Source organism: Enterobacter sp. SA187 (genome assembly GCF_001888805.2).
Lineage (GTDB): Bacteria > Pseudomonadota > Gammaproteobacteria > Enterobacterales > Enterobacteriaceae > Enterobacter_D.
On sequence record NZ_CP019113.1, the window covers coordinates 3296546 to 3319843 of the forward strand.

At 58.0% G+C, this 23298-nt stretch carries 21 protein-coding genes; 11 read left to right on the forward strand and 10 right to left on the reverse strand.

What is annotated here, in order from left to right:
* Positions 1-258: 258 nt before the first annotated feature.
* Positions 259-1752, forward strand: a complete 1494-nt coding sequence (gene ansP / locus BMF08_RS15830; RefSeq protein WP_072568503.1) for an L-asparagine permease — start codon at positions 259-261, stop codon at positions 1750-1752.
* Between the two features lie 129 nt (positions 1753-1881).
* Here ansP and yncE read toward each other — a convergent pair whose 3' ends face one another.
* Positions 1882-2943 carry a 7-bladed beta-propeller protein YncE gene (yncE, locus tag BMF08_RS15835; RefSeq protein WP_072568504.1) on the reverse strand — a complete coding sequence of 354 codons (1062 nt, stop codon included), beginning with the start codon at positions 2941-2943 and terminating at the stop codon, positions 1882-1884.
* 266 nt (positions 2944-3209) lie between these two features.
* Here yncE and pqqU point away from each other — a divergent pair, with 266 nt between their 5' ends.
* The gene (pqqU, locus tag BMF08_RS15840; protein ID WP_072568505.1) at positions 3210-5318 is read left to right on the forward strand and encodes a TonB-dependent receptor PqqU; all 2109 of its coding nucleotides are present in this window, start codon (positions 3210-3212) and stop codon (positions 5316-5318) included.
* 37 nt (positions 5319-5355) lie between these two features.
* Here the strand turns inward: pqqU and BMF08_RS15845 are convergent, their stop codons facing one another.
* From BMF08_RS15845 to BMF08_RS15855, 3 genes are all read right to left on the reverse strand, one after another.
* Positions 5356-6024, reverse strand: coding sequence for a GntR family transcriptional regulator (locus BMF08_RS15845; protein WP_072568506.1), 669 nt, complete (start codon positions 6022-6024; stop codon positions 5356-5358).
* Positions 6025-6231: 207 nt separating this feature from the next.
* Positions 6232-7266, reverse strand: a complete 1035-nt coding sequence (locus BMF08_RS15850; RefSeq protein ID WP_072568507.1) for an NADP-dependent oxidoreductase — start codon at positions 7264-7266, stop codon at positions 6232-6234.
* A 65-nt stretch (positions 7267-7331) separates the two neighbouring features.
* A complete protein-coding gene (locus tag BMF08_RS15855) occupies positions 7332-7907 on the reverse strand; it encodes a helix-turn-helix domain-containing protein (protein ID WP_072568508.1) in 576 nt (191 codons plus the stop codon).
* A 38-nt stretch (positions 7908-7945) separates the two neighbouring features.
* On the opposite strand from BMF08_RS15855, the gene BMF08_RS15860 reads away from it, so the two are divergent.
* Positions 7946-8464 carry a GNAT family N-acetyltransferase gene (locus tag BMF08_RS15860; protein WP_072568509.1) on the forward strand — a complete coding sequence of 173 codons (519 nt, stop codon included), beginning with the start codon at positions 7946-7948 and terminating at the stop codon, positions 8462-8464.
* The gene (locus BMF08_RS15865; RefSeq protein WP_072568510.1) at positions 8461-8910 is read left to right on the forward strand and encodes a DMT family transporter; all 450 of its coding nucleotides are present in this window, start codon (positions 8461-8463) and stop codon (positions 8908-8910) included. Before BMF08_RS15860 ends, BMF08_RS15865 begins: the two co-directional genes overlap by 4 nt.
* 1 nt (position 8911) lies before the next feature.
* On the opposite strand, the gene BMF08_RS15870 is transcribed toward BMF08_RS15865, so the two are convergent.
* The gene (locus tag BMF08_RS15870) at positions 8912-9145 is read right to left on the reverse strand and encodes a DUF2526 family protein (protein ID WP_072568511.1); all 234 of its coding nucleotides are present in this window, start codon (positions 9143-9145) and stop codon (positions 8912-8914) included.
* Between the two features lie 16 nt (positions 9146-9161).
* Positions 9162-10760 (reverse strand): ABC transporter substrate-binding protein, encoded by a 1599-nt coding sequence (locus BMF08_RS15875; protein WP_072568512.1) that lies wholly within the window; start codon positions 10758-10760, stop codon positions 9162-9164.
* 281 nt (positions 10761-11041) lie between these two features.
* Here BMF08_RS15875 and BMF08_RS15880 point away from each other — a divergent pair, with 281 nt between their 5' ends.
* From BMF08_RS15880 to BMF08_RS15905, 6 genes are all read left to right on the forward strand, one after another.
* Positions 11042-12385 (forward strand): SrfA family protein, encoded by a 1344-nt coding sequence (locus BMF08_RS15880; protein WP_072568513.1) that lies wholly within the window; start codon positions 11042-11044, stop codon positions 12383-12385.
* Between the two features lie 4 nt (positions 12386-12389).
* Positions 12390-15368, forward strand: a complete 2979-nt coding sequence (locus BMF08_RS15885; protein WP_072569447.1) for a virulence factor SrfB — start codon at positions 12390-12392, stop codon at positions 15366-15368.
* Positions 15365-17536 (forward strand): virulence factor SrfC family protein, encoded by a 2172-nt coding sequence (locus tag BMF08_RS15890; protein ID WP_072568514.1) that lies wholly within the window; start codon positions 15365-15367, stop codon positions 17534-17536. Before BMF08_RS15885 ends, BMF08_RS15890 begins: the two co-directional genes overlap by 4 nt.
* A gap of 252 nt (positions 17537-17788) precedes the next feature.
* Entirely contained in the window at positions 17789-18112 is a 324-nt protein-coding gene (locus BMF08_RS15895; protein WP_072568515.1) for an antibiotic biosynthesis monooxygenase family protein, read from the forward strand.
* Positions 18105-18509: an amino acid-binding protein gene (locus tag BMF08_RS15900; protein WP_072568516.1), complete on the forward strand. Its 405-nt coding sequence runs from the start codon at positions 18105-18107 to the stop codon at positions 18507-18509. Before BMF08_RS15895 ends, BMF08_RS15900 begins: the two co-directional genes overlap by 8 nt.
* Positions 18490-19200 carry an ArsR/SmtB family transcription factor gene (locus BMF08_RS15905; protein WP_072568517.1) on the forward strand — a complete coding sequence of 237 codons (711 nt, stop codon included), beginning with the start codon at positions 18490-18492 and terminating at the stop codon, positions 19198-19200. The genes BMF08_RS15900 and BMF08_RS15905 overlap by 20 nt, the downstream gene beginning before the upstream one ends.
* Before the next feature lie 99 nt (positions 19201-19299).
* Here the strand turns inward: BMF08_RS15905 and BMF08_RS15910 are convergent, their stop codons facing one another.
* Together BMF08_RS15910 and BMF08_RS15915 are read right to left on the reverse strand one after the other, a co-directional pair.
* Positions 19300-20553 carry a putative acyl-CoA thioester hydrolase gene (locus tag BMF08_RS15910; RefSeq protein WP_083580919.1) on the reverse strand — a complete coding sequence of 418 codons (1254 nt, stop codon included), beginning with the start codon at positions 20551-20553 and terminating at the stop codon, positions 19300-19302.
* Between the two features lie 100 nt (positions 20554-20653).
* Positions 20654-20827: a GhoT/OrtT family toxin gene (locus tag BMF08_RS15915; RefSeq protein WP_072568518.1), complete on the reverse strand. Its 174-nt coding sequence runs from the start codon at positions 20825-20827 to the stop codon at positions 20654-20656.
* 91 nt (positions 20828-20918) lie between these two features.
* On the opposite strand from BMF08_RS15915, the gene BMF08_RS15920 reads away from it, so the two are divergent.
* A complete protein-coding gene (locus tag BMF08_RS15920; RefSeq protein WP_083580920.1) occupies positions 20919-21605 on the forward strand; it encodes a hypothetical protein in 687 nt (228 codons plus the stop codon).
* Here BMF08_RS15920 and BMF08_RS15925 read toward each other — a convergent pair.
* Both BMF08_RS15925 and patD read right to left on the reverse strand, forming a co-directional pair.
* Entirely contained in the window at positions 21600-21773 is a 174-nt protein-coding gene (locus tag BMF08_RS15925) for a GhoT/OrtT family toxin (RefSeq protein ID WP_072569449.1), read from the reverse strand. The genes BMF08_RS15920 and BMF08_RS15925 overlap by 6 nt on opposite strands.
* 84 nt (positions 21774-21857) lie before the next feature.
* Positions 21858-23282, reverse strand: coding sequence for an aminobutyraldehyde dehydrogenase (gene patD / locus BMF08_RS15930; RefSeq protein ID WP_072568519.1), 1425 nt, complete (start codon positions 23280-23282; stop codon positions 21858-21860).
* Positions 23283-23298: the final 16 nt, after the last annotated feature.

Sequence of the window (23298 nt, forward strand, 5' to 3'; positions counted from 1 at the left end):
TTGTGAAACAACTAAATAACATTTGAAAAGCTAAAAAGTGGCAAAGTGCCGTTTCAGGGTTATGAAGGCTGTCAATTTTTGGCAGGCCAGGCTTTGCGTAGCTTACGGTTTGCAGGTAGGATGCTGCGCCATGTTTTGTCTTATCCATACGCAGAATGACTGGAAAGACAGTGCATTAATTCGTCAGGGCAATCGTTTGTTCTGTCCTGACGGGTGAGGAAATCCTTCGATGATTCAGACAGGTCAACAGGTAACTCAATGAACAAAAACAACAACAGCGCAGCGGAGCATCATGCTGCAAAACGTCGCTGGTTAAACTCTCATGAAGAGGGATACAACAAAGCGATGGGCAACCGCCAGGTGCAGATGATAGCGATTGGCGGGGCGATCGGCACCGGGCTGTTCTTAGGCGCGGGCGCACGATTGCAAATGGCCGGTCCGTCCCTGGCTATCGTCTATGCCGTTTGCGGTATCTTCTCTTTCTTCATCCTCCGCGCGCTGGGCGAACTGGTGTTGCATCGTCCGTCCAGCGGCAGCTTCGTCTCCTACGCCCGTGAATTCCTCGGCGAAAAAGCCGCTTATGTAGCGGGCTGGATGTACTTCGTTAACTGGGCGATGACCGGCATCGTCGACATCACCGCCGTGGCGCTTTATATGCATTACTGGGGCGCGTTCGGCGATGTGCCGCAGTGGGTGTTTGCCCTCGGCGCGCTGGCCATTGTCGGCACCATGAACATGATCGGCGTGAAATGGTTCGCCGAGATGGAGTTCTGGTTCGCGCTGGTTAAAGTGCTGGCCATCGTGGTGTTCCTCGTTGTCGGGACGATTTTCCTCGGCACCGGTAAACCGCTGGACGGCAACGCCACGGGCTTCCATCTGATCACCGATAACGGCGGTTTCTTCCCGCACGGTCTGCTGCCGGCGCTGGTGCTGGTGCAGGGCGTAGTGTTTGCCTTCGCCTCCATCGAACTGGTGGGCACAGCGGCAGGCGAATGTAAGGATCCGCAGACCATGGTGCCAAAGGCCATCAACAGCGTGATCTGGCGTATCGCCCTGTTTTACGTTGGCTCGGTAGTGCTGCTGGTGCTGCTACTGCCGTGGACGGCGTACCAGGCGGGACAAAGCCCGTTTGTCACCTTCTTCTCGAAGCTGGGCGTGCCCTATATCGGCGACATCATGAACATGGTGGTTCTGACTGCGGCCCTCTCCAGCCTCAACTCCGGCCTCTACTCCACCGGTCGTATCCTGCGCTCCATGTCGATGGGCGGTTCCGCGCCTAAGTTCATGTCGAAAATGAGCAAGCAGCAGGTGCCGTGGGCGGGTATTCTGGCGACGCTGGTGATCTACGTCTTCGGCGTGGTGCTGAACTACCTGGTTCCGGCCAGCGTGTTTGAGATCGTGCTGAACGTGGCGGCGCTGGGCATTATCGCGTCCTGGGCCTTTATCGTGGTCTGCCAGCTGCGCCTGCGCAAAGCCATCAAAGAAGGTAAAGCGGCAGATGTGTCCTTCAAACTGCCGGGCGCGCCTTTCACCTCCTGGCTAACGCTGCTGTTCCTGTTAAGCGTGCTGGTGCTGATGGCGTTCGACTACCCGAACGGCACCTACACCATCGCCTCTATCCCCTTCCTCGCCGTGCTGTTAGTGGCGGGCTGGTTCGGCGTGCGTAAGCGCGTCAACGAAATCCAGAGCACCGCGCCGGTACATCCGGAAGACGGTAAAGACGGGAAGTTAACGGAAGAGTTATCCCGTTAAGACAGTGTGCCGGGTGGTGGCTGCGCCTTACCCGGCCTACATAAACCGTAGGCCCGGCAAGCAAAGCGCCGCCGGGCAAAAAGACACAAAAAAGGCTCCTTACGGAGCCTTTCTTTTTTTCACATCACATCACAGCGCAATACGGATCACATCATCCGGCTGCGTGGCTTCTTTCTCGCGGGTGGAGGCCTGCTTCACGCTGACGTACAGCGTTTTACCGTCTGCGGACAACGCCAGGCTGTTCGGGTGCGTCGGGGTGTCGAAGGTTTTCACCACTTTGTAGCTTTTCGCATCGATCACGCTCACTTTACCGGCCTGACGGTGGGTGACATAGACTTCATTACGCGCCGGATTAAACAGCACCGCCAGCGATTCCGGGGCGGCGATCTTCTCGATCACGTTACCGTTGCGGGTGTCGATCACCACTACTTCCGGCGCTTTGGAATCGGTCAGGAAGGCGCGATGTCCGGCGGTATCCAGGCTCAGGTTAAGATAGAAATGCTCTTTGCCGTCGTCCTGCACTTTTTTGCGGCTGAGAATTTTATTGGTCGCGGTGTCTATAGTGATGAATTCACCGTCGCCGTTAGTGGTGTACAGGCGTTTGGCGGCGCTGTCGATAGCCAGACCGGTGGCAAAAGTGCCGGTGCCGTTAATGGTGGTTTTCAGTGCGATATTGTCGCCATCCACCACCCAGATCGCACTCTCTTTGCCGACGCCGGTGATATAAACGCTGTTGGTGCTTTCGTCCACGACCAGCTCACGCGGCTGCAACGGGCGCACGGTTTCGGAACGTTTACGCTCATCCAGCACCAGACGGCCTTTCACATCGCCGGTTTTGGCGTCAATGGCGGTAACGGCGCTGCTGGTCGTGTTGCCAAACCACAGGGTCTGCGTCCTGGTGTTGATGGCCGCGCCAAACGGTTTTAAATCGTTATGGATCGCCTGGGTCACGTTCAGCGTGACCGGATCCAGACGATAAACCACCCCGCCCTTGTCTGTTTTACGGCTCTGCGATGTCGCAAGCCACAGCGCGTTTTCCTGCTGGCTGAACGCCATTTCATAGGCCCCTTTCCCTACCGGCTGGCGCAGCATTTCTTCCGCTGCGGTGGCGTTGAACGTGCCGGCAAGCAGCAGAGAACCTAATAACAGTGAACCACGCAGGCGCGGTGAGCTTAAATGACGAGTAAACATGACGACTCCCTTTGATAACGAATGTATAGCTGCATCACATGGCTTCCGGTCAGCGAAGTCGCGCTTCGCTTGTTTTTCTAAGTGAGAATAGTAATCATTAATTGATTAAAATGGCACTCTTTCTTGCCGAATCCGCCATTCAGGCCATAATTTCTCCCGGCGATTATTCACAGTAAGTGCCGTTAAAGTTTTCAATTTCTTTACATTACCCGTAACATGTTGGCGCATGTTCCATTTGGTACGTTTTATTTTTAACCGGTTTAACCATGAAAATCATTTTTGCACGCCCGGCGGCCCTGCCGTTTTTGTTACTTCCCGCGGTCTTTCACCCTGCCTTCGCGGCAGCGGAACAGACCATGATCGTCACCGCGTCCCCGCAAACCGTCTCCGAACTGGATACGCCTGCCGCCGTCAGCGTGGTCCAGGGCGAGGATATGCGTCAGGCGACGCCGCGCGTGAACCTCTCGGAATCGCTGACCAGCGTGCCGGGCTTACAGATCCAGAACCGTCAGAACTACTCCCAGGATTTGCAGCTGTCGATCCGCGGTTTTGGCTCCCGCTCCACCTACGGCGTGCGCGGCATTCGTATGTATGTGGACGGCATTCCGGCGACCATGCCGGACGGCCAGGGCCAGACGTCCAACATCGACATCAATAGTATTGAAAGCGTCGATGTGCTGCGCGGGCCCTTTTCTGCCCTGTACGGTAACGCGTCCGGCGGCGTGATGAACGTCACCACCGAAACTGGTCGCGAACCCGCCACCATTGAAGCGAGCAGCTATTACGGCAGCTTTGGCAGCTGGCGTTACGGCCTGAAAGCCACAGGCGCGGTCGGCGATGGCACGCAGCCGGGCGACGTGGATTACACCGTTTCCTCCAGCCGTTTCGCCACCCACGGCTATCGCGATCACAGCGGCGCGCAGAAAAATCTCGCCAACGCCAAACTGGGCGTTCGCATTGATGACGTTAGTAAGCTAACGCTGATCCTTAACAGCGTTGATACCAAAGCGAACGATCCCGGCGGCCTGAGCAAAAGCGAATGGAAAGATAACCCGCGCCAGTCGCCCCGTGGCGATCAGTACAACATGCGTAAAACCATCAAGCAGACCCAGGCGGGCCTGCGCTATGAACGCCAGCTCAGCGAGCAGGACGATCTGAGCGTGATGATGTACGCCGGTGAGCGCGAAACTACCCAATACCAGTCTATTCCCCGCGCCCCGCAGCTTAATCCGACCCACGCGGGCGGCGTGATCGACTTAACCCGTCATTATCAGGGCGTCGACACCCGCTGGACGCACCGTGGCGAACTGGGCGTGCCGGTTACTTTTACCACCGGTCTGAACTACGAAAATATGAGCGAAGATCGTAAAGGCTACGAGAACTTCGTGATGTCCGGCAGTACGCCGGTATACGGGCAGAAAGGCCAGCAGCGCCGTAACGAGCGCAACCTGATGTGGAACGTGGATCCTTATCTGCAAACCGCATGGCAGCTGACCGACAAGCTTTCTCTGGACGCGGGCGTGCGCTACAGCTCCGTATGGTTTGACTCCAACGATCACTATGTCACCCCGCGTAACGGCGATGACAGCGGTGAAGCCAGCTATCACAAATGGCTGCCGGCCGGATCGCTGAAATATGCGGTGACCGATGCCTGGAATCTGTACGTGGCGGGCGGTCGTGGCTTTGAAACGCCGACCATTAACGAGCTTTCCTATCGTTCCGGCGGCCAGAGCGGCCTGAATTTCGATCTGCAACCGTCCACCAACACCACCTGGGAAGTGGGCAGTAAAACCCGTGTGGGTAACGGCCTGCTGACCGCGGCGCTGTTCCAGACCGATACCGATAACGAGATCGTCACCGATGCCAGCAGCGGCGGCCGCACCACCTATAAAAACGCCGGTAAAACCCGTCGTCAGGGCGCGGAGCTGTCGGTTGATCAGCAGTTTGCCGGTAACTGGCGCGCGAAAATGGCCTGGACCTATCTGAATGCCACCTACCGCACTAACGTCTGTAATGACGGCGACTGCAACGGCAACCGTATGCCGGGCATCGCGCGTAATATGGGCTTTGCGTCACTGGGCTGGCAGCCGGAAAGCGGCTGGTACGCCGGGGCGGATGTGCGTTATATGAGCGACATCCAGGCCGATGACGAAAACACCGCTAAAGCGCCGTCTTATACCGTGGTTGGCCTGAACAGCGGCTACAAACTCAATTATGGTAACTGGATGATGGACGTGTTTGGTCGCGTGGATAATCTGTTTGACCGGGAATATGTCGGTTCAGTGATCGTCAACGAATCTAACGGTCGCTACTACGAACCTGCGCCAGGCCGAAATTATGGCGTTGGCTTGTCCGTGGCCTATAGCTTCCAGTAAAACGATTCCGGCCTGATCATCAGGCCGGATTTTTTTATTAGTGCATATCGTTGTCATACTGACGAAGCAGAATTGTTTCACCCACCTCGATAGCATCTATTATTGCCTGTTTACTTTCCGCGCACTGACCTTTTTCCAGCGAGGATAATAATTCATCGTAAGCGCCGTGACTGCGCATTAAACTTTCGGACGAAGGATAGAGATAATTAAAGCATGGGCCGAGGCGCACCCAGAGTTGCTCAATGATGGCTGTCAGCGTGGGCATTTCCGCATAATCATAAAGACAAAAACGGAACGTACGGTTGGCCTGTAAGGTCTGTTCAATATTGCCGCTGGCCAGCGCTTCCTGATAACTTGCCGCCAGCTGTTGCAGCTTTTTCATTTTATCGGCATCGAGATTAGCGCAGGCCACTTCCACCGCCATACCCTCGACTTTTTTGCGTATCGCATTGATTTCCAGATACCTTTCCCGACGCACTTCCGGCACCAGAAACGCCTGTGCGGGGGTGGCATGCAGCGCGCCTGCGGAAACCAGCCGTAAAAGCGCCTCTCTCACCGGCGTAATACTGGTACCCAGTTGATCGGCAATTTCTTTAGTGATGAGCCGCGCGCCAGGCTTTAATGCGCCAACAATAAGTGCGCTTTTCAGGCTTACTTCCACCTGCATAGTAAGGCTCATGCGTTGCGCTTTGACCAGATCAAGCATATTCCGTTCCTGTCCAATACTTAACAATCTCAAGCGGGCTAGTGTAATTAAATGCACGAAATCGTAGGGATATATTCTCTTTATGCATGCCTGGTATGGTTCGTCTCTGAAAGGTTAGTATAAATTTTGGTTATTCAGAGTTAATTAAAGACGCTAATGGAAATTTTGCCTGGAATTTGATGGCGGCATTGACCGCCATCAATGTTGTTATGACCGTTCGGCAACCTTAATCACCAGTTTGCCGAAGTTTTTCCCTTCCAGCAGACCGATAAAGGCATCGGGGGTGTTTTCCAGCCCGTCGGTGATGTGTTCGCGATACTGGATCTTGCCCTCTTTCACCCAGGGGATCATCTCGTTGCGGAACTCGTCGAGGCGATGGCCGTAATCCTGATTGATGATGAAACCCTGCACGCGCAGACGTTTTTTCAGGATGGTGCCCATCAGCAGGGAGAGACGGTCCGGGCCGTCCGGCAGGTCGGTGGCGTTATAGCCGCTGACCAGACCACATACGGGCACGCGCGCCGCGCTGTTCAGCAGTGGCAGAACGGCGTCGAAGACTTTGCCGCCGACGTTTTCATAATAGATATCGATGCCCTCAGAACAGGCTTTCTTCAGCTGTTCGGCGAAATCGTCCGCCCGGTGATCGATACAGGCATCAAAGCCCAGTTTCTCCACTGCGTAGCGGCATTTTTCTTCTCCGCCAGCGACGCCCACCACGCGGCAGCCTTTCAGCTTACCAATTTGCCCGACGGTGGCGCCCACCGGCCCGGTGGCGGCGGCTACCACCAGGGTTTCACCGGATTTTGGCTGCCCGATATCCAGCAGGCCCATATAGGCGGTAAAGCCCGGCATCCCCAGAACACCCAGCGCCCAGGACGGATGTTCCGTTTCCTGAAGCTTCACCAGCCCGCTGCCGTCGGAAATCTCAAACTCCTGCCAGCCGCTGTAGCCCAGTACCAGATCGCCTTCGGCGAAGTCAGGGCTAAAGGATTTCACCACCTGGCTTACGGTACCGCCGCACATCACCTCATCAATCTGTACTGGCGGCGTGTAGGACGGCGCATCGCTCATACGGCCACGCATATAGGGATCGAGCGACAGGTAGAGCGTGCGCAGCAGCACCTGGCCTTCCCCCGGCGTGGCGATGTCATCTTCTTCCAGGCGGAAGTTTTCTTTTACCGGTGCGCCTTTCGGACGGGATGCCAGTACCCAGCGACGATTACGTTGTGAATTTTGACTCATACGGATTTCCTTTCGAAGTAAACCTTAAACAAGGGTAGAAGCTTAAAGCCAGGTTTGCTTTCACATTACGAGCCAGAATGGTTTAAGCGCACCACCAGATAGCGGCAGATCTCTGCGGAATCGTTGATAAATCGGCAGTCATTGGGCGGGCCGAGCTCCAGACAGTCACCGGCGTGCATCTGATGGCGGGTATCCCCTTCGACAAACGTCAGCTCGCCCTCTTGCAACCAGATCAGCTGACGCGCCAGCGCATAGGACGACGCGGGCATGGGAATGTCGCTGCCCGGCGGCAGCTCCACCTGCACCAGATCAAGGGGCAGATCGGTACGTGGCGAAACATGGCGGCGCAGGTAATGGGTTTGCGGATCGCGCCACAGCGGTTGATCGGCAAAACGCAGCAGTTTGCCCTCCTGCATTTCCGCACGGGCGATGAGCGTCGACATGCTGATGCCGAAAGCGCCCGACAGCCGCGCCAGCAGCGTGGCGGTGGGGCTGCTCTCGCCCTTTTCAATCTTGTGGATCATCGCCCGCGACACCCCGGCCCGGTTCGCCAGATCGCTTAACGACCAGCCTCTGGCTTCGCGCTCAAGACGAATTCGCACACTGATCCGTTGATTTATGTTGTCTGTAATAGTATTCATATCGTAATACTATAGTGAACAACTCCAGAGGTTCAACCATGAATATTCGTTACGCGCACAAAGACGACTGCGCGGCCATTGCTGAAATTTTTAACCATGCGGTACTGCACACCGCTGCCATCTGGAACGACGCCACGGTGGATGTGGATAACCGCATCGCCTGGTTTGAAGCGCGCTCGCTGGCGGGGTATCCGGTGCTGGTGAGTGAAGAAAACGGCACAGTCACCGGCTACGCCTCCTTCGGCGACTGGCGCGCCTTCGACGGCTTTCGCCATACGGTCGAGCATTCGGTCTATGTGCACCCGGCGCACCAGGGCAAAGGCATCGGCCAGGCACTGATGATCCGCCTGATCGAAGAAGCGAAGCGCATCGGCAAACATGTGATGGTGGCGGGCATTGAGTCGCAAAACCACGCCTCCATTCATCTGCATGAAAAGCTCGGCTTTACCATCACCGCGCAGATGCCGCAGGTGGGCACCAAATTTGGCCGCTGGCTGGATCTGACCTTTATGCAGCTCCAGCTGGATAACCGTAGCGAACCGGACGCGCTGCCATGAATCAGTCGCTGACGCTGGCGTTTCTGGTGGCGGCGGGCATTGGTCTGGTGGTGCAGAACACGCTGATGGTGCGCATTACCCAGAGTTCCTCAACCATTCTGATCGCCATGCTGCTGAATTCGCTGGTGGGCATTGTGCTGTTTGTCAGCATTCTGCTGATTAAAAATGGCTTCGCGGGATTCAGTGAACTGGCGGCGACGGTGCGCTGGTGGACGATTATTCCCGGCCTGCTGGGATCCTTTTTCGTTTTTGCCAGTATCAGCGGTTATCAGTATGTCGGGGCAGCCACGACTATTGCCGTGCTGGTCGCCAGTCAGTTGATTGGCGGGCTGGTGATGGACGTGCTGAAAAGTCAGGGGATCCCGCTGCGGGCGCTGATTGGCCCGGTCTGCGGCGCGGTGTTGCTGGTAGTCGGCGCCTGGCTCGTGGCCAGACGCCAGTTTTAGATCAGAGAATAACGCCGCCCTGGGTCAGGTGCTCGCGCCTGGCCTCCAGCTCTTCCTTGTTATGACGATCTTTATGCGCGATAGCATGGCGCAGGCGCTGCTGCTGCTGGTAACGTTCCTCCCGGCTCAGCTCCGCGTCATCGCTCAGGGCGATCAGCAACTCGTTCATGTGCGCGATGACGTTCTCGTCAATGGTGGCATCCACGCGCGCAATAACCTCATCCAGATGCGACATACCCTCTCCTTACGATCTAGTTAACTTTGGCTTTGGAAAAATCACTGCCCATCAGACTGACACTATAACCGCTGACGTTGCTGCGCGTGGCATAAAAGGTTTTGCCGTTCGCCAGCGCGATCCACGGCGCCTGCTGATAGAACACCTCCTGCGCCTGTTCGTACAGACGCGCGCGTTCTTCCGGCACGCTGGTCAGCTTCGCTTTTTCAACCAGATCGTTATAGCCTTTATCGCACCAGCGGGCGGCGTTAGAGCCGGTTTTGATGCTGTTGCAGCCGAGCAGCACATCGGCAAAGTTATCCGGATCGCCGTTGTCAGACATCCAGCCAAAGAGCGCGCTGTCGTGCTCGCCTTTACGCATGCCGGAGAGATATTCGCCCCACTCATAAGAGACGATTTTTGCCTTCACGCCCACTTTTGCCCAGTCGCTCTGGATCATCTCAGCGATGCGTTTGGAGTTCGGGTTATAAGGACGTTGTACCGGCATTGACCACAGCGTCACTTCTGTACCCTCTGCCACCCCTGCCTGTTTCAGCAGCGCTTTGGCTTTTTCCGGATCGTACTGGTAATCCTTCAGATCTTTATTAAAGCCGAGCATATTTGGCGGCAGCGGCGATTTCGCCACCGTGCCGGAGCCGAGGAACACCGCGTCCACAATGGCTTTTTTATCGGTGGCGTAGTTCAGCGCCTGACGCACCAGCACGTTATCGAAGGGTTTTTTCTCCGTGTTAAACGCCAGATAACCGACGTTCAGCGCATCGACGGAATGCAGCGTTAAATCCTTATTCTTTTTGATCTCGTCAAACTGCACCGGAGCAGGCGCCGGAATGATCTGGCACTCATTGGTTTGCAGTTTCGCCAGACGGGTCTGCACGTTCGGCGTGATGGAGAAGATAAGGTGTTTGGTCGGCACTTCACCGTCCCAGTAATTCGGGTTGGCGACGTAACGGATCAATGAATCCACTTTATATTGTTGCAGCGCATAAGGGCCGGTACCGATGGGCCAGGTATCGACATATTCCGGCGTGCCCTTTTTCAGCATCGCATCGGCGTATTCGCTGGACAGAATGGAAGCGAAATCCATGCCCCAGTCAGCCAGGAACGCGGCGTTCGGTTCGTTGAGAACAAACTGAACGTGATAATCATCCAGCTTTTTCACGTCTTTGATCAGCTTATCCAGACCGACATCGTTAAAATATTCGTAATTGCCCTGGGAAACATTGTGATACGGATGGTCGGCATTTTTCTGGCGCAGTACCGAGAAAATGACATCGTCGGCATTAAAATCCCGCGTTGGTTTGAAATATTTATTGCTGTTAAATTTCACGCCCTGACGCAGCGTAAAAGTATAGGTTTTGCCGTCCGGGGAAATTTTCCACTCCGTCGCCAGCGACGGCACCGGGGTATTATTTTTGGGGTCGAAATTCACCAGCCGGTTATACAGCACCTGTGAGCTGGCCACGAAGGTCGGGCCGGAGCTGGCGATCTGCGGGTTAAAAGATTCCGGAGATGCTTCAGAACAGTAAATCAGCGTGTCGTTAGATGCCGCCAGCGCGGCGCTTGCCGGTAAGAGTGTGCTCAGCGCCAGCGCGAGCAGCGTTTTCCCTGTATTCATTGTTATGCCTTATGGATTTTTATGACAGACAGTGATCACAGCACAGCAATATAAAACTGGCAAATAACGAATCACTATCAGGTTATTCTAATGCCGCGTTTTTTGTTGAATATTCATCCACTGAATCGCTGAAAATTTGCGTTAAGTATTTTCGCAAAGGTCAAGCCCTGAAGACGTTCTCAATACGACGAGAATTCAACGCTTTTAGCCTCTCTTCTGTCGTTTGTTTACATGCCGGTTTGCGTAAAGTAGACGTGTGAAGAAGTCTATGGGATGAAAACGTGGCAAAAACTCTCTTGCGCAGCGGCGATCTGGATGATTTTCAGGCAGTTGGCGGCGGCGGTCAGGCCGTATTTGATTCGGCACTGCAAATTCGTGAAGCATTACGTCTGCGTAAACAGCAGGCGATGGTAGATTGTCTGGCAATCCCGCAGGTTAACGATGATGGCGATCGCGTTGACTGGTATTCGCCGATTGACGGACGCGCCATCTCGTGGAAAGCCGCTGATGAGGACGCGCGTTTTCGCGCTCTGCGCTATCTGGAAAGCACCCTCGACAGCGCCGCCGCGCTGAGCCGCAAAAGCCTGCAATCAAATAAAACCGCGCAACAGCTGTTTGGCTCGCTGTTGGAAAAAGCCTTGCAGTTTCCCGGCGTTAACCACGTTTTCCTGGTGGATGGCAAACCGGTTATCACCTTCTGGGGCTTTGTTAATCTGAACGAAAGCGCCCGTGACGACGTGCTGGCCTGTCTGCGCGAGCAGGCGCTGCCGGAACCGGTAATTTCGCTGGTTGAGCCACCCGAGCCGGAAGAAGAGCCCGCGCCGGTGGTTAATTTCAGCCAGGCGGACGAACCGCTGATCGCTCCGCCGCCCGTGGTGAAAACCGAAGAGGTTGCTGAAGCCGTTTATGAAAAACCCCAGCCTGCGGCCTCCGTTACCCCAGCGCCTGCGCCGGAACCGGCTGCCGCGCCTGTGGCTAAAAAACGTTCCCCTGCGCTGTGGCTGCTGCCCGTCGCGGCGCTGGTCGCCGTTGCCGTCGCCGCGCCCATGCTGCTGAAACAACAGGTTACCCCTGAAACGCCGCTGGCCAGCGCCGCCGCGCCCGTTACCCCGCCCGTGCCGGTGACGCCTGCGCCACAGCTCACCGCTTCCCTGCCGCTGCATCAGGCGGATGTCGTCGCCGTGAAAACCACGGTTGTCGAAGAGAAGAAAACCGCCCCGGCGGTGATCGCCGCCATCCCGAAAGACGTGATGGTGATGGATGCCATTCAGGTGAAAACCGGTAATACCCGCTTCCTGAATGGTAACTGGCGCGTAACGCCAGAGATCAAAGATCACGCCACCGGCAAAGCGCCGACCCTGCGCTACCAGATCCAGAACAACAAAGGCACGGCCCGTCTGGTCCAGGCTGGCAATATCACCTGCCGCGCCGATCTGTTCTCTGGTCTGCATCAGACCGGCGAACTGATGATCAAAAGCCGCAGCAATGCGCGTTGCAGCGATGGCTCCCGCTACCCGATGCCGGAAATCACCTGCACCGCGGGCAGCAATGATATTGCGCAATGTACCGCACGCTATGACGGCAACACCGTTGTGCCGGTAACCTTCAGAAAAACAGGTGCCTGATTTTATGCTGGTAAATCTTTGCGACTACAAACAGAGCGTGACGCTGATTGCCAACAGCGGCGTGCAGTTTCTTGATTTCGGGCTGACGCCGCTGGTGTCCACCCACAATGGCCGTTTCGTGCGTAAAACCGCCAACGGCCCGCTGCTGCGTCTGGATTACGATCTGGTGAACGAGCGCTTTACCCTGCCCGCCAGCAACGGCGGCCCGGCGGAAGTGGTCAAGCCGGAAAACACTATCGGCCTGCTGGCGTCCCTCGCCCTGCTTGACGGCGTCTGGCTGCCGATCCCGTTTTTACGTTTCAACCCGCCGCGTACCTTTGTGGAAGGCCCGGATAACTGGGCGCGGGTGCAGATCCGCAAGCTCAGCGAGCCGGACAGCAACGGTCACACCCACCGCGTGACGGTGGCCCTCGACAGCCAGATCAACGATCTCTCCCCTGCCGCCCTTGCGCCCATTGAAAACGACATTCTGAACGGTACGCGTTTTTCACTGGCGTGGCGCGATGATGAAGTGGCGGATTTCCTCGATCAGACGTGGATCGACGGCTGGCTGCGGGAAGTCTTTTTGCAGGCCATCCAGGATGAAAACCGCAGCGAGCGCGACGTGGCGCAGGCGCTGCGCGGCTTTGAATATCAGGCGCACTGGCTGAACCTGATGACGCTGCTCGGCGAGCAGCTCAGCGTGCCTGAAGTGAAGATCGTTACCCATACGCTCAGCACCCCGGCGATCCCGGTGGATTTAATTCTCGACGTGGGCAACACCCATACCTGCGGTGTGATCATCGAAGATCATGGCGATGCCAACGATGGCCTGCGCCAGACCGCCGAACTCCAGGTGCGCTCTCTTAGCGAACCGCAATTTTTAAATGAACCGCTGTTCACAAGCCGCCTTGAGTTTTCCGAAGCGCGCTTTGGCAAACAGCATTTCTCGGTGGAAAGTGGTCGTGAAGATGCTTTTATCTGGCCGTCCATCGTGCGCGTGGGTGACGAAGCCCGCAAACTGGCGACGGGTCGTCTGGGCACCGAAGGCAACAGCGGCATCTCCAGCCCGCGCCGTTACCTGTGGGATGAAACCCCGGTGTTGCAGGACTGGCGCTTCAGCCAGATGAACAGCAAATCCCAGCGCGAGCCGCTGGCGACCGCCTTCCCGTTGATGAACCTGATGAACGACGATGGCCAGCCGCTCTACACGCTGCCGCTGGACGAACGTCTGCCGGTCTTTTCGCCGCAGTACAGCCGCAGCACGCTGATGACCCATATGCTGTGCGAACTGCTGGCGCAGGCGTTAGGACAGATTAACAGCGTGGCGACGCGTCTGCGTCTGGGCTTCCCCGCCTCGCCGCGTCAGCTGCGCACCATTATTCTTACCCTGCCGTCTGCGATGCCGAAACAGGAGCGCGAGATCTTCCGTCGCCGCATGTTCGAAGCCATCGCGCTGGTGTGGAAAGCGATGGGCTGGCACCCGCAGGACGATGATTTCGCCAGCCGCAAGCAGCAGGAAAAAAGCGTCGTGCCGGTACCCCGCATTCAGATGGAGTGGGACGAAGCCAGCTGTGGTCAGCTGGTGTGGCTGTATAACGAAGCCATTTCCCACTTTGCCGGACAGACGGAAACCTTTTTCGCCTCCCTCGCCCGCCCGGATCGCCCCACAGCGCCTGGCGAAGCGCCGGGACGCGCCTTGCGGGTGGCGTCCATTGATATCGGCGGCGGCACTACCGATATGGCGATCACCCACTATCAGCTGGATGACGGCACCGGCAGCAACGTCAAAATCACGCCGCAACTGCTGTTCCGCGAAGGCTTCAAAGTCGCAGGCGATGACATTCTGCTGGATGTGATCCAGCGCTGCGTGCTGCCCGCGCTGCAAACCCAGCTGCAAAAAGCGGGCATTACTGACGCCGCCGCGCTGATGGCGACACTGTTCGGCGACTCCGGGCGCATTGACACCCAGGCGGTACTGCGCCAGCAAACCACCCTGCAACTCTTTATGCCGGTGGGTCATGCGATCCTGGCGGCCTGGGAATCCAGCGACGTTAACGATCCGCTGGCCGGTCTGCACGCCACCTTTGGCGATCTGATCAAACAGCCGCCGACGCGCAACGTGCTTAACTATCTGAAACAGGCCATCGATCCGGCGCTGCCACAGGGCGCAGCGGAATTCGATATTTTCGCCGTGCCGTTACAGGTCAATTTCAGCGAACTGCAAAGCGCGATGCTCGCCGGGCAGTTCACCCTGACCGCCCCGCTGCATGCGGTGTGCGAGGCCATCTCCCACTACTGCTGCGATGTACTGCTGATCACCGGGCGTCCGGGCTGTCTGCCGGGCGTGCAGGCGCTGATCCGTCATCTGCAACCGGTGCCGGTCAACCGCATGGTGTGGCTGGATAAATACCGCGTGCATGAGTGGTATCCGTTCAGCCAGCAGGGGCGCATCGGCAACCCGAAATCAACCGCCGCCGTGGGCGCCATGCTGTGCAGCCTGGCGCTGGATCTGCGTCTGCCACGCTTTAACTTTAAAGCGGCGGACATCGGCGCGTATTCCACCGTGCGCTATCTCGGCGTGCTGGATAACACCGTTAATACGCTGCGCGACGAGAACGTCTGGTATCACGATATCGATCTGGACAAGCCCGGCGCGAAGCTCGACGCCAGACTGCATTTCCCGCTGCGCGGCAACGTCACGCTCGGCTTCCGTCAGCTGGCCAACGCCCGCTGGCCCGCGACGCCGCTGTATACGCTCAGCATCAATTCGCCGGAGCTGGCGAAAGCCATTGCCGGAGACGGCGTGCTGAATGTGCGCCTGCAATTTACCGGCGGCAGCAAAGCCCAGGGGCCGGAAGCCTTCAACCTGAGCGATGCCTGGCTGACGGACGGCACCCCGGTGGATGCCGATGCGTTGACGTTTAAACTGAATACGCTGGCCGATCGCCGTCACAGCGGCAGCCACTACTGGATCGACAGCGGGAGTGTGTACCTGAAATGAAAGCGCCTTTAAAAATTTCCCAGGCCGTGATGTCCTGGGTGCATGACACCCGCGCCCATGCGCCACTGCTCGACGATGACGCCGACGCCCTGCTGGCGCGCCTTACCGCCGCGTCGGCCCAGGAATCCGTGCTGATGCAGGCGGCAGAGACCACCTGCACGGTGGCGCTGTACGGTCATTCGCAGGCATCGAAAGCGCACCTGCTCGCCGCCCTGTGCAACAGCGGCAATGGCCGGGTGAATGTTAAACCCGGCGACAAAACCCTCGACTACTTTACCCATATCAATCCGGGCCATGCGCTGACCGGTATGGCGCTGCGTTTCACACAGACCAGCGCGACCCCTGACGAGCGTTTCCCGCTGCAACTGGGCATTCTGAGCGAAGCAGAACTGGTGCAGGTGTTTATCGCCCATGCGCAGCATCTGCCGGATCTGCGCATGGTGGATAAAAGCGTCATTGAAGATCGGCTGACCCGCTGGCGCGCCCTGCGCCAGCCGCAACAGGTGCCGGGGATCACCGCCGACGAGGTGGGCGCAATTGCCCGTTTCTGGCGCGCCACTGTCCCGTCTGCCCGCCAGCAGCTGGACGACAGGTTATGGTATGAGTTTATTACGCTGTTGCCGTCGCTGGATCTCAGCGCCCGCGCCAGCGCATGGTCGCTGCTGTGGGGCGAGCATCAGGAGTTAACACAACAGTGGCTGGCGCTGGCGCACATCCTGCATCAGACCGGTAATGCCCGCGCGCTCGCCGCCCCGCTCAGCCTGTTGGTGGATAACTTCGCCCTGCCGACGGAGGGTTTTCTGAACCCGCAGCCGACGGACGGCGACAGCGCCCACGGCGAAGTGGTGGTGCATCCCTGGTCGGAAGATCGGTTACATAACGCCGTCAGCATCCCGCTTGCCACCCTGGCGCTGCTGACCCGTGAACTGGTGCTGCCGGTGGAAAACGGTGTGCTGGACGGCGTGGATATTCTCGATATTCCGGTACCTGCCCTGGGCGCGCAGCCGTCGCTGCAAAACAGTAAATGCCGCTGGCTGCCCGACCATTATCGTCAGCAGTTGCAGCCGGACGTGCTGATGATCTGTAACGCCACGCCGCAGCGCAGCGAAACCGCCACTACCGCGCGCACGCTGCTCAACTGGGTGAAGGAAACCCAGTCCGGCCAGGAAACGGCGCTGCCGGGGCTGGTATGGGCGATTACCCCGCAGGATGCGCGTTTCACTACCGCGCAGAATCTGGATGAGACCGTGCAACAGCTGCTCGGCAAACCGGGGCAATACTGGGGTACGTTACAGGCGCTGGATGCCAGCAGTCTGCAACGTCTGATCGAGTGGCTGTCGCAGGCCACGGCTGCTTCACAGCGCACGGTGCGCCTGAAAGCGCTGCGCGATCGCCATCTGCAATTGCTGCGCGATCTGATGCAACACTGGACCGCGCCGCTGAAAGAGACGCCGGAAAGCCAGCGCGCCCGCGCTGAAGCGGCGATCCGCGAATTACAGGGCCAGGCGAGCCGTCACGGTGAACTGCTGGACGCTTTACTGCCGGAGATGAAGCATTTCGACGCGCTGTGGAAGGTGCAGCAGCCGCGCGAAGAAAAAGTCAGCGGGCTGTTTAACGACGCCATCGATCTGTTTGCTGATGTCGCCGCGCAGCCGGAAACCGTCACGGCGGCGAAAGACACCGGCCATCAGGCCCATGCGATGTGGATCAATCACCTGCGTCAGTGGAGCCGTAACGACGTCAGCGCCGAACGCTTAGGGTTGACCCCTGCCGCGCTGCGCCAGGTCGCGGATACACTGATCGTCACCAGCTATCGGCTGGAACTGCCGCAAAGTTTACAGCAGATCATGCAGCGCGATACCGCCTGCGCCGCGCAGCTGCATGCCGCGATAGGTAATTTTATTGCCTGGCTTGGCTATGCGTCGCTGCCGGAAGATCAGCGTCCTGCCAGCCGGGTGCAGAAAGGCCAGGGTATTTTCAGCGCCAGCGCCCCCGCAGCCAGCGATGCCCGCCTGACGCGTCTTGGCGAGCAGCCGGTTCATGCCGCCACGCGCTATGTGTATGACTGGCTGGTTGCGCTGTATACCCGCAGCAATGAAAACATCGGCTATCAGCATCCGCTTGATGTGCCGTTGGCGATGCGTAAGAAACTGATTAAGCTGGTGTGATGGTGATTGCCGGGATTTAACGCCGGGTGGCGCTATGCTTACCCGGCCTACCGATCTGGCGTAGGCCCGGCAAGCGCAGCGCCGCCGGGCACCGGATGCCCATAATTTCGGTGGACATACCCCGTAGGCCCGGCAAGCAACGCGCCGCCGGGCACTGCCCCTTTCCACACCACATCCACATTTCGCTCCCCGCCGAAGCATCCGTCTTTCATCCCCATTACGCTGGCTGAAATTCAACGACGGAGAAAATCCATGATCGCAGTTCTTTTTGAGGCCGACGCCCTGCCGCACGCGCAGGATCGCTATTTCCAGCTGGCGGCTGAACTTAAGCCCTTGCTGACACAGACGGCAGGTTTTATTTCTATCGAACGTTTCCAGAGCCTGAGCACGCCGGGAAAAATCCTTTCGCTTTCCTGGTGGGAAGATGAAGAGGCTGTGGCTGGCTGGAAGCACAATCTGCGCCATCTCGCCGCCCAGCAGGAAGGGAAAACCTCGATCTTTTCCTTCTACCGAATTCGCGTCGCCACCGTGTTCCGCGACTATTCCTCTGATAAAGGAGCCCATGCCCATGCATGATATTCACGTGATCCTCAGCAATGCGCCCGGCGCGCTGGCTTCGCTAGGTTGCGAGCTGGGCAAAAACGGTGTCGGGCTGGAAGGCGGCGGTGTCTTTTCCGTGGCGGACGTCAGCCACGCCCATTTTCTGGTGGAAGACGGTGAAAAGGCGCGTGCCGTGCTGCTTGCCGCCGGTTTTGAAGTCGTGAAGATCAGTCGGCCGGTGATCAGAAAACTGCCGCAAAAACGCCCCGGCGAGCTGGGAGAAATTGCAGAGGCGCTGGCCCGCCACGGCATCAATATTCTGGTACAGTACAGCGACCACAGTAACCAGCTCATCCTCCTGACGGACGATGACGCGCGGGCTGCTGATCTTACCCGCCAATGGATGCCGCTGCATGAGTCTGCTGAACACTGAATACCAGGATGACCCGGATGAGGGTCTGGAAAAATCCATGTCGCTGGTTGCCGCCGCCCTTGCCGATCCGTCGCGGGTCAGCATTTTATGCGCGCTGATGGATGGCCGCGCCTGGACCGCCACGGAACTCAGCGCCGTGGCGGACATTGCCGCCTCCACGACCAGCGGGCATCTGACTCGTCTTTTGAATAACGGGCTGGTGATGTGCCTGACCCAGGGGCGGCACCGTTATTACAGCCTGGCCGGGCATCACATTGCCGGGCTACTGGAAAACCTGATGGGCGTGTCGATGCAGGCGCGCACCACGCCGGTGACCCGCACGCCCCAGCATCTGCGTTATGCCCGCACCTGTTACGATCATCTGGCGGGTGAGCTGGCGGTAAAGATCTATGAATTTATGCAGCATGAGAAGTGGATCAGCGCTGACGGCACGGCGCTGACCGCCATCGGCAAAGATCGGTTGCAGCGCCTCGGTGCGGTGTTAAATCCTCATACGCGCCGCAAGCCCTGCTGCCCTTGCCTGGACTGGAGCGAGAGACGCTGTCATCTGGGCGGCGATGCAGGCGCGGCGCTGATGGCGTTGTTATTGCAAAAAGCCTGGATCAGCCGCACGCCGGGATACCGCGAGGTAAGCGTGACGACCAGCGGGAAAGTTGCCATGAGCCGGTTGTTTGGGCTGGCGCTGGGGTGAGCCTTGTTGCCGGGTGGCGCTGCGCTTACCCGGCCTACAAAATATTATCGGTGGACGTATCACGTAGGCCCGGCAAGCAACGCGCCGCCGGGCAAAAACTCACTGCCACCGGGTCTGCCACTCCCATAACCGGTTCCATGCGGTGTCGTTGAGGTTGCGATCCGCCGCCACGCTGGCACGATATGGCCGCGAGGTGGTCGCCGCCGATCCCCAGGGTGATAACCGGTCATAGCTGGAATCTATCGTACTCCAGGCAATCAGCACCTGACCGTTCGCGGTATTACCCGGCAGATACCCGGTCTTGCCCGCGCCCTGATCCCATGCCCGTCCCAGCTTCGCTTTAAAGCTTCCCTGATAACCCGCATCACCGGTGAAACGGCTGTTCAGCACCAGAAATCCATATGGCTGATCCGGCAGGGTGTTTGGCGCAAGCACGTAAGCTTCCTGCGAGCGGCGCGTGGATACCGTGTGGAACTCCACGCCGTCAAACACCACGCTGGCGCGGCCAAACACGTAATCCACATCCCCTTCGATATAGCTGTCTTTCACCAGTACGCGGCTGATGCGGTCGGTCACCGCGAGATTTTCACGGTTACTGGTATTGAGATATACCGTGTCCTGGCGGCCAATCAGCCGCACGTTTTCCAGCTGTACGCGGTCGCCGTCGGTGCGCAGCGCCACGCCCTGATGGGTACCGCCATCTACAGTATCGAGCAGCGAATTCACCACGCTGAGCTGCGCCAGCTGAAAATCATTACTTTGCGACCAGACCACAGCCGCGCAGTTGGTGCCAATCAGCGCGCTGGTTTTACCGGCACATTGCGCATAGAGATACCAGGCGGGATCGCCCTCGCGGAACTGCTGGGCAGGATTGACCGTCTGGCGATAGCGGGCGGGAGAAAACGGTGAATCGAGCGCCAGTTCAAGGCGCACATCCTGGGGCTGCTCACCTGTGCCGAACAGGGTGATTGGCGGCGCGTCGGCGGGAATATACACCGCGCCCTGATAAACGCCGGGCTGCACGCTGATATAGATGCGCGAGCGATCGGTGGCATTACGAATGGCGGCGTTTATCGCCTGTTGCACCGTTTGCCAGGGTTCATTTGGGCCAACGCGCCAGGGCGTGGAAACCTGCTCAGGATGGATGGCTTCCGGTTGCCACGGGCCGTCCGGGGCGGCAAGCAGACCGCCGCGGGCAAAATAATTTTCCGGCGTATAGGGAGCCGCTTCCTGCGCAGTCAATATACCGCGCGTTTGCGTTCCCGGTACTTTTCCGCCGCCGTTGGCACAGCCATGCAACACCAGCGGCATACATAATGCTGCTGACAGACCAAAACCGCGTTTCGCCATCATCTCGCCTCGTCATTTTAAGAAATGGAGGATTGATATTAATGGAACGCTGTTTTAATTAACGACCCAGGGATCATGCTTTCGCGTCAGCCCGTTGAATCGATTAGAAAAGTGAGATCAGCAGCGCGACCGGAAAACTCATCGGCCAGGTTGAGCCGACCAGGAAAGCGCTGAGGAAGCGAATACGCTTGCGATCTTTCGACAAAAACCAGGTGATCAGTGCGCTGATGGCGGCCATGACAGCGTAGAAAGCCAGCATTTTTTGATATAGCGTCATTGTTGTGATCGATTCCAGAGACAAAACCGCCGCAATATGCATCGTTTATTGATATTAATCAAGTTTTGTTACAACAAAAGGAAGGGGTAAATTGATTAAGACACTAAATGCGCTTTACGACAGTACATCATCCTGCACCCTGGCGGCCTGGGCGCAGGATCCCGGCACAGGTGCGACACGCAGCAAGCCGCGTTATGCGAAAGATAAATACGCGCTGGCGACGGGCATCACCCCGCCGTTATCGCCTGCCATCGCCACCCTGTTACAGCAGTTGCATACGCTGGCGGCAGGGGATCCGCTGGCGGATGTCATGCCAGCCAGTGCGCTGCACTTCACCTTTTTAGCCGTTACCGATGCGCTTTATGACAGGCCGCAGCCGCCGCAGGAACTCGCCAGCCTGAAGTCGGCATTTATGGATATAGCGCCGCTGACCGTGACCATCAGCGATCTGCGGCTGGTCGCCCTTCCCGATCAACTCCTGCTCGCCGGCACGCCGGATGCCGTCAGCCTCGCGCGGCGGCAACATTTTGCGGACGCCCTGCTCGCCAGCCCCTGGAAATCAGCGTTAACGCAGCGTTACGGCAACACCCCGCTGCCGCCGCCTTTCTGGCACAGCACGCTGGTGCGCTATGAAGCGGCCCGTCTGCCTGTGCGCTTTCGTAAGTATTTTGAGGACCAGCGCGCCTCACGTTTTGGTGGAGTAAGCGCGCCCTTGACGCTGGCGCTGGTGAACTACAACTGGAGTAAAAAACGAGTCATTGAGACAGGGCATTTATAACAGGGATACCAGTAACGCCATCGGAAAGCTCATCGGCCACGTCAGCCCGACCAGCACGGCGGCGAGCAGGCGAACCCAGACTTTGTCTTTGGTGAGAAACCAGGTGATGACGCCGCTCACTATCGCCATCACCCCATAAAAAATCAGTAGCTTCAGATACAGTGTCATGGTGACGGTCGCTCCCTGCGTAAAGGCAGCAGGCATTATTAACCTAACCTGCTGCCCTGAAGGAGACGCCTGTCACAAGGTGGTTCAATGTTTAATCATGATGTGCCGCACTACGGTGTAATCTTCCAGCCCGAAGACTGACATATCTTTGCCGTAGCCGGACATTTTCTGCCCGCCGTGCGGCATTTCGCTGACCAGCATAAAGTGCGTATTCACCCAGGTGCAGCCGTATTGCAGGCGAGCGCTCAGGCGGTGCGCCCGGCCCACGTCTTGAGTCCATACCGATGACGCCAGCCCGTACTGCGAATCGTTGGCCCATGCCAGTACCTGATCTTCGTCGTCGAATTCTGTCATGCTGACCACCGGACCGAAGACTTCGCGCTGGACGATGGCGTCCTCCTGCTTCGCCCCGGCCAGCAGCGTCGGCTGGTAATAGTAGCCCGCGCCCTCGCGCTTCGCCCCGCCGGTGATCACTTTGATATGCGGCAGCGCTTTGGCTTCTTCGACCGCCGCCGCCACGCGCGCCAGGTGTGCTTCGGAACTTAATGGCCCCAGTTCGGTGGAGCCGTCCTCCGGCGCGCCCATTTTCAGACTGGCAATGGCCGCACCGAGTTTTTCCACCAGCGCCGGATAAATGCCCTTTTGCGCATAGATACGACAGGCGGCGGTGCAGTCCTGTCCGGCATTGTAATAGCCGAAAGTGCGCACGCCTTCCACCACCGCCTCCAGATCCGCATCGTCAAAGACGATCACCGGCGCTTTGCCGCCCAGTTCCATGTGGGTACGTTTCACCGAAGAAGCGGTATGAGCGATGATATGCTCGCCGGTGGCAATGGAGCCGGTGAGCGACACCATACGCACTTTTTCATGACCGGTCAGCGGATCGCCGACGGTTTTGCCACGGCCAAACAGCACGTTCAGCACGCCCGCCGGGAAAATATCTTTTGCCAGTTCCGCCAGCTTCAGCGCGGTCAGCGGCGTGATCTCCGAAGGTTTGATCACCACGCAGTTGCCCGCCGCCAGTGCCGGTGCGAGTTTCCAGGCCGCCATCATCAGCGGATAGTTCCAGGGGGCAATGGACGCCACCACGCCCACCGGATCGCGGCGGATCATAGAGGTGTGACCTTCCAGATATTCCCCCGCCGCCAGACCATTAAGCGTGCGCGCCGCCCCGGCAAAGAAGCGGAACACGTCCACCACCGCCGGGATCTCATCGTTTAACGCGCAGTGCAGCGGTTTGCCGCAGTTCAGCGATTCGAGTTTTGCCAGCGCGTCGGCGTTGTCTTCTATGACCTGCGCCAGTTTCAGCAGCGCTTCGGCACGTACTTTCGGCGTGGTCTGCCCCCATTCGCTAAAGGCGCGATCGGCGGCGCGCACGGCGGCGTCGACCTGGGCTGCGGACGCTTCGGCGATCTCCAGCAACACCTCCCCGGTGGCCGGGTTATACACTGCCTGGGTTTCGCCTTCGCCGTTGATCAGCTCGCCATTAATTAACAGTTGATGTTGCATAATATGGTCCTTTCTC

What these genes read in the sequence shown, in the direction of transcription:
- BMF08_RS15875 (WP_072568512.1), bottom strand. Translation starts at nt 10,760, where the DNA reads ATGAATACAGGGAAAACGCTGCTCGCGCTGGCGCTGAGCACACTCTTA.
- BMF08_RS15895 (WP_072568515.1), top strand. Translation starts at nt 17,789, where the DNA reads ATGATCGCAGTTCTTTTTGAGGCCGACGCCCTGCCGCACGCGCAGGAT.
- BMF08_RS15890 (WP_072568514.1), top strand. Translation starts at nt 15,365, where the DNA reads ATGAAAGCGCCTTTAAAAATTTCCCAGGCCGTGATGTCCTGGGTGCAT.
- BMF08_RS15850 (WP_072568507.1), bottom strand. Translation starts at nt 7,266, where the DNA reads ATGAGTCAAAATTCACAACGTAATCGTCGCTGGGTACTGGCATCCCGT.
- yncE (WP_072568504.1), bottom strand. Translation starts at nt 2,943, where the DNA reads ATGTTTACTCGTCATTTAAGCTCACCGCGCCTGCGTGGTTCACTGTTA.
- BMF08_RS15855 (WP_072568508.1), bottom strand. Translation starts at nt 7,907, where the DNA reads ATGAATACTATTACAGACAACATAAATCAACGGATCAGTGTGCGAATT.
- pqqU (WP_072568505.1), top strand. Translation starts at nt 3,210, where the DNA reads ATGAAAATCATTTTTGCACGCCCGGCGGCCCTGCCGTTTTTGTTACTT.
- BMF08_RS15905 (WP_072568517.1), top strand. Translation starts at nt 18,490, where the DNA reads ATGAGTCTGCTGAACACTGAATACCAGGATGACCCGGATGAGGGTCTG.
- BMF08_RS15865 (WP_072568510.1), top strand. Translation starts at nt 8,461, where the DNA reads ATGAATCAGTCGCTGACGCTGGCGTTTCTGGTGGCGGCGGGCATTGGT.
- BMF08_RS15900 (WP_072568516.1), top strand. Translation starts at nt 18,105, where the DNA reads ATGCATGATATTCACGTGATCCTCAGCAATGCGCCCGGCGCGCTGGCT.
- BMF08_RS15860 (WP_072568509.1), top strand. Translation starts at nt 7,946, where the DNA reads ATGAATATTCGTTACGCGCACAAAGACGACTGCGCGGCCATTGCTGAA.
- ansP (WP_072568503.1), top strand. Translation starts at nt 259, where the DNA reads ATGAACAAAAACAACAACAGCGCAGCGGAGCATCATGCTGCAAAACGT.
- patD (WP_072568519.1), bottom strand. Translation starts at nt 23,282, where the DNA reads ATGCAACATCAACTGTTAATTAATGGCGAGCTGATCAACGGCGAAGGC.
- BMF08_RS15885 (WP_072569447.1), top strand. Translation starts at nt 12,390, where the DNA reads ATGCTGGTAAATCTTTGCGACTACAAACAGAGCGTGACGCTGATTGCC.
- BMF08_RS15925 (WP_072569449.1), bottom strand. Translation starts at nt 21,773, where the DNA reads ATGACACTGTATCTGAAGCTACTGATTTTTTATGGGGTGATGGCGATA.
- BMF08_RS15845 (WP_072568506.1), bottom strand. Translation starts at nt 6,024, where the DNA reads ATGCTTGATCTGGTCAAAGCGCAACGCATGAGCCTTACTATGCAGGTG.
- BMF08_RS15915 (WP_072568518.1), bottom strand. Translation starts at nt 20,827, where the DNA reads ATGACGCTATATCAAAAAATGCTGGCTTTCTACGCTGTCATGGCCGCC.
- BMF08_RS15870 (WP_072568511.1), bottom strand. Translation starts at nt 9,145, where the DNA reads ATGTCGCATCTGGATGAGGTTATTGCGCGCGTGGATGCCACCATTGAC.
- BMF08_RS15910 (WP_083580919.1), bottom strand. Translation starts at nt 20,553, where the DNA reads ATGATGGCGAAACGCGGTTTTGGTCTGTCAGCAGCATTATGTATGCCG.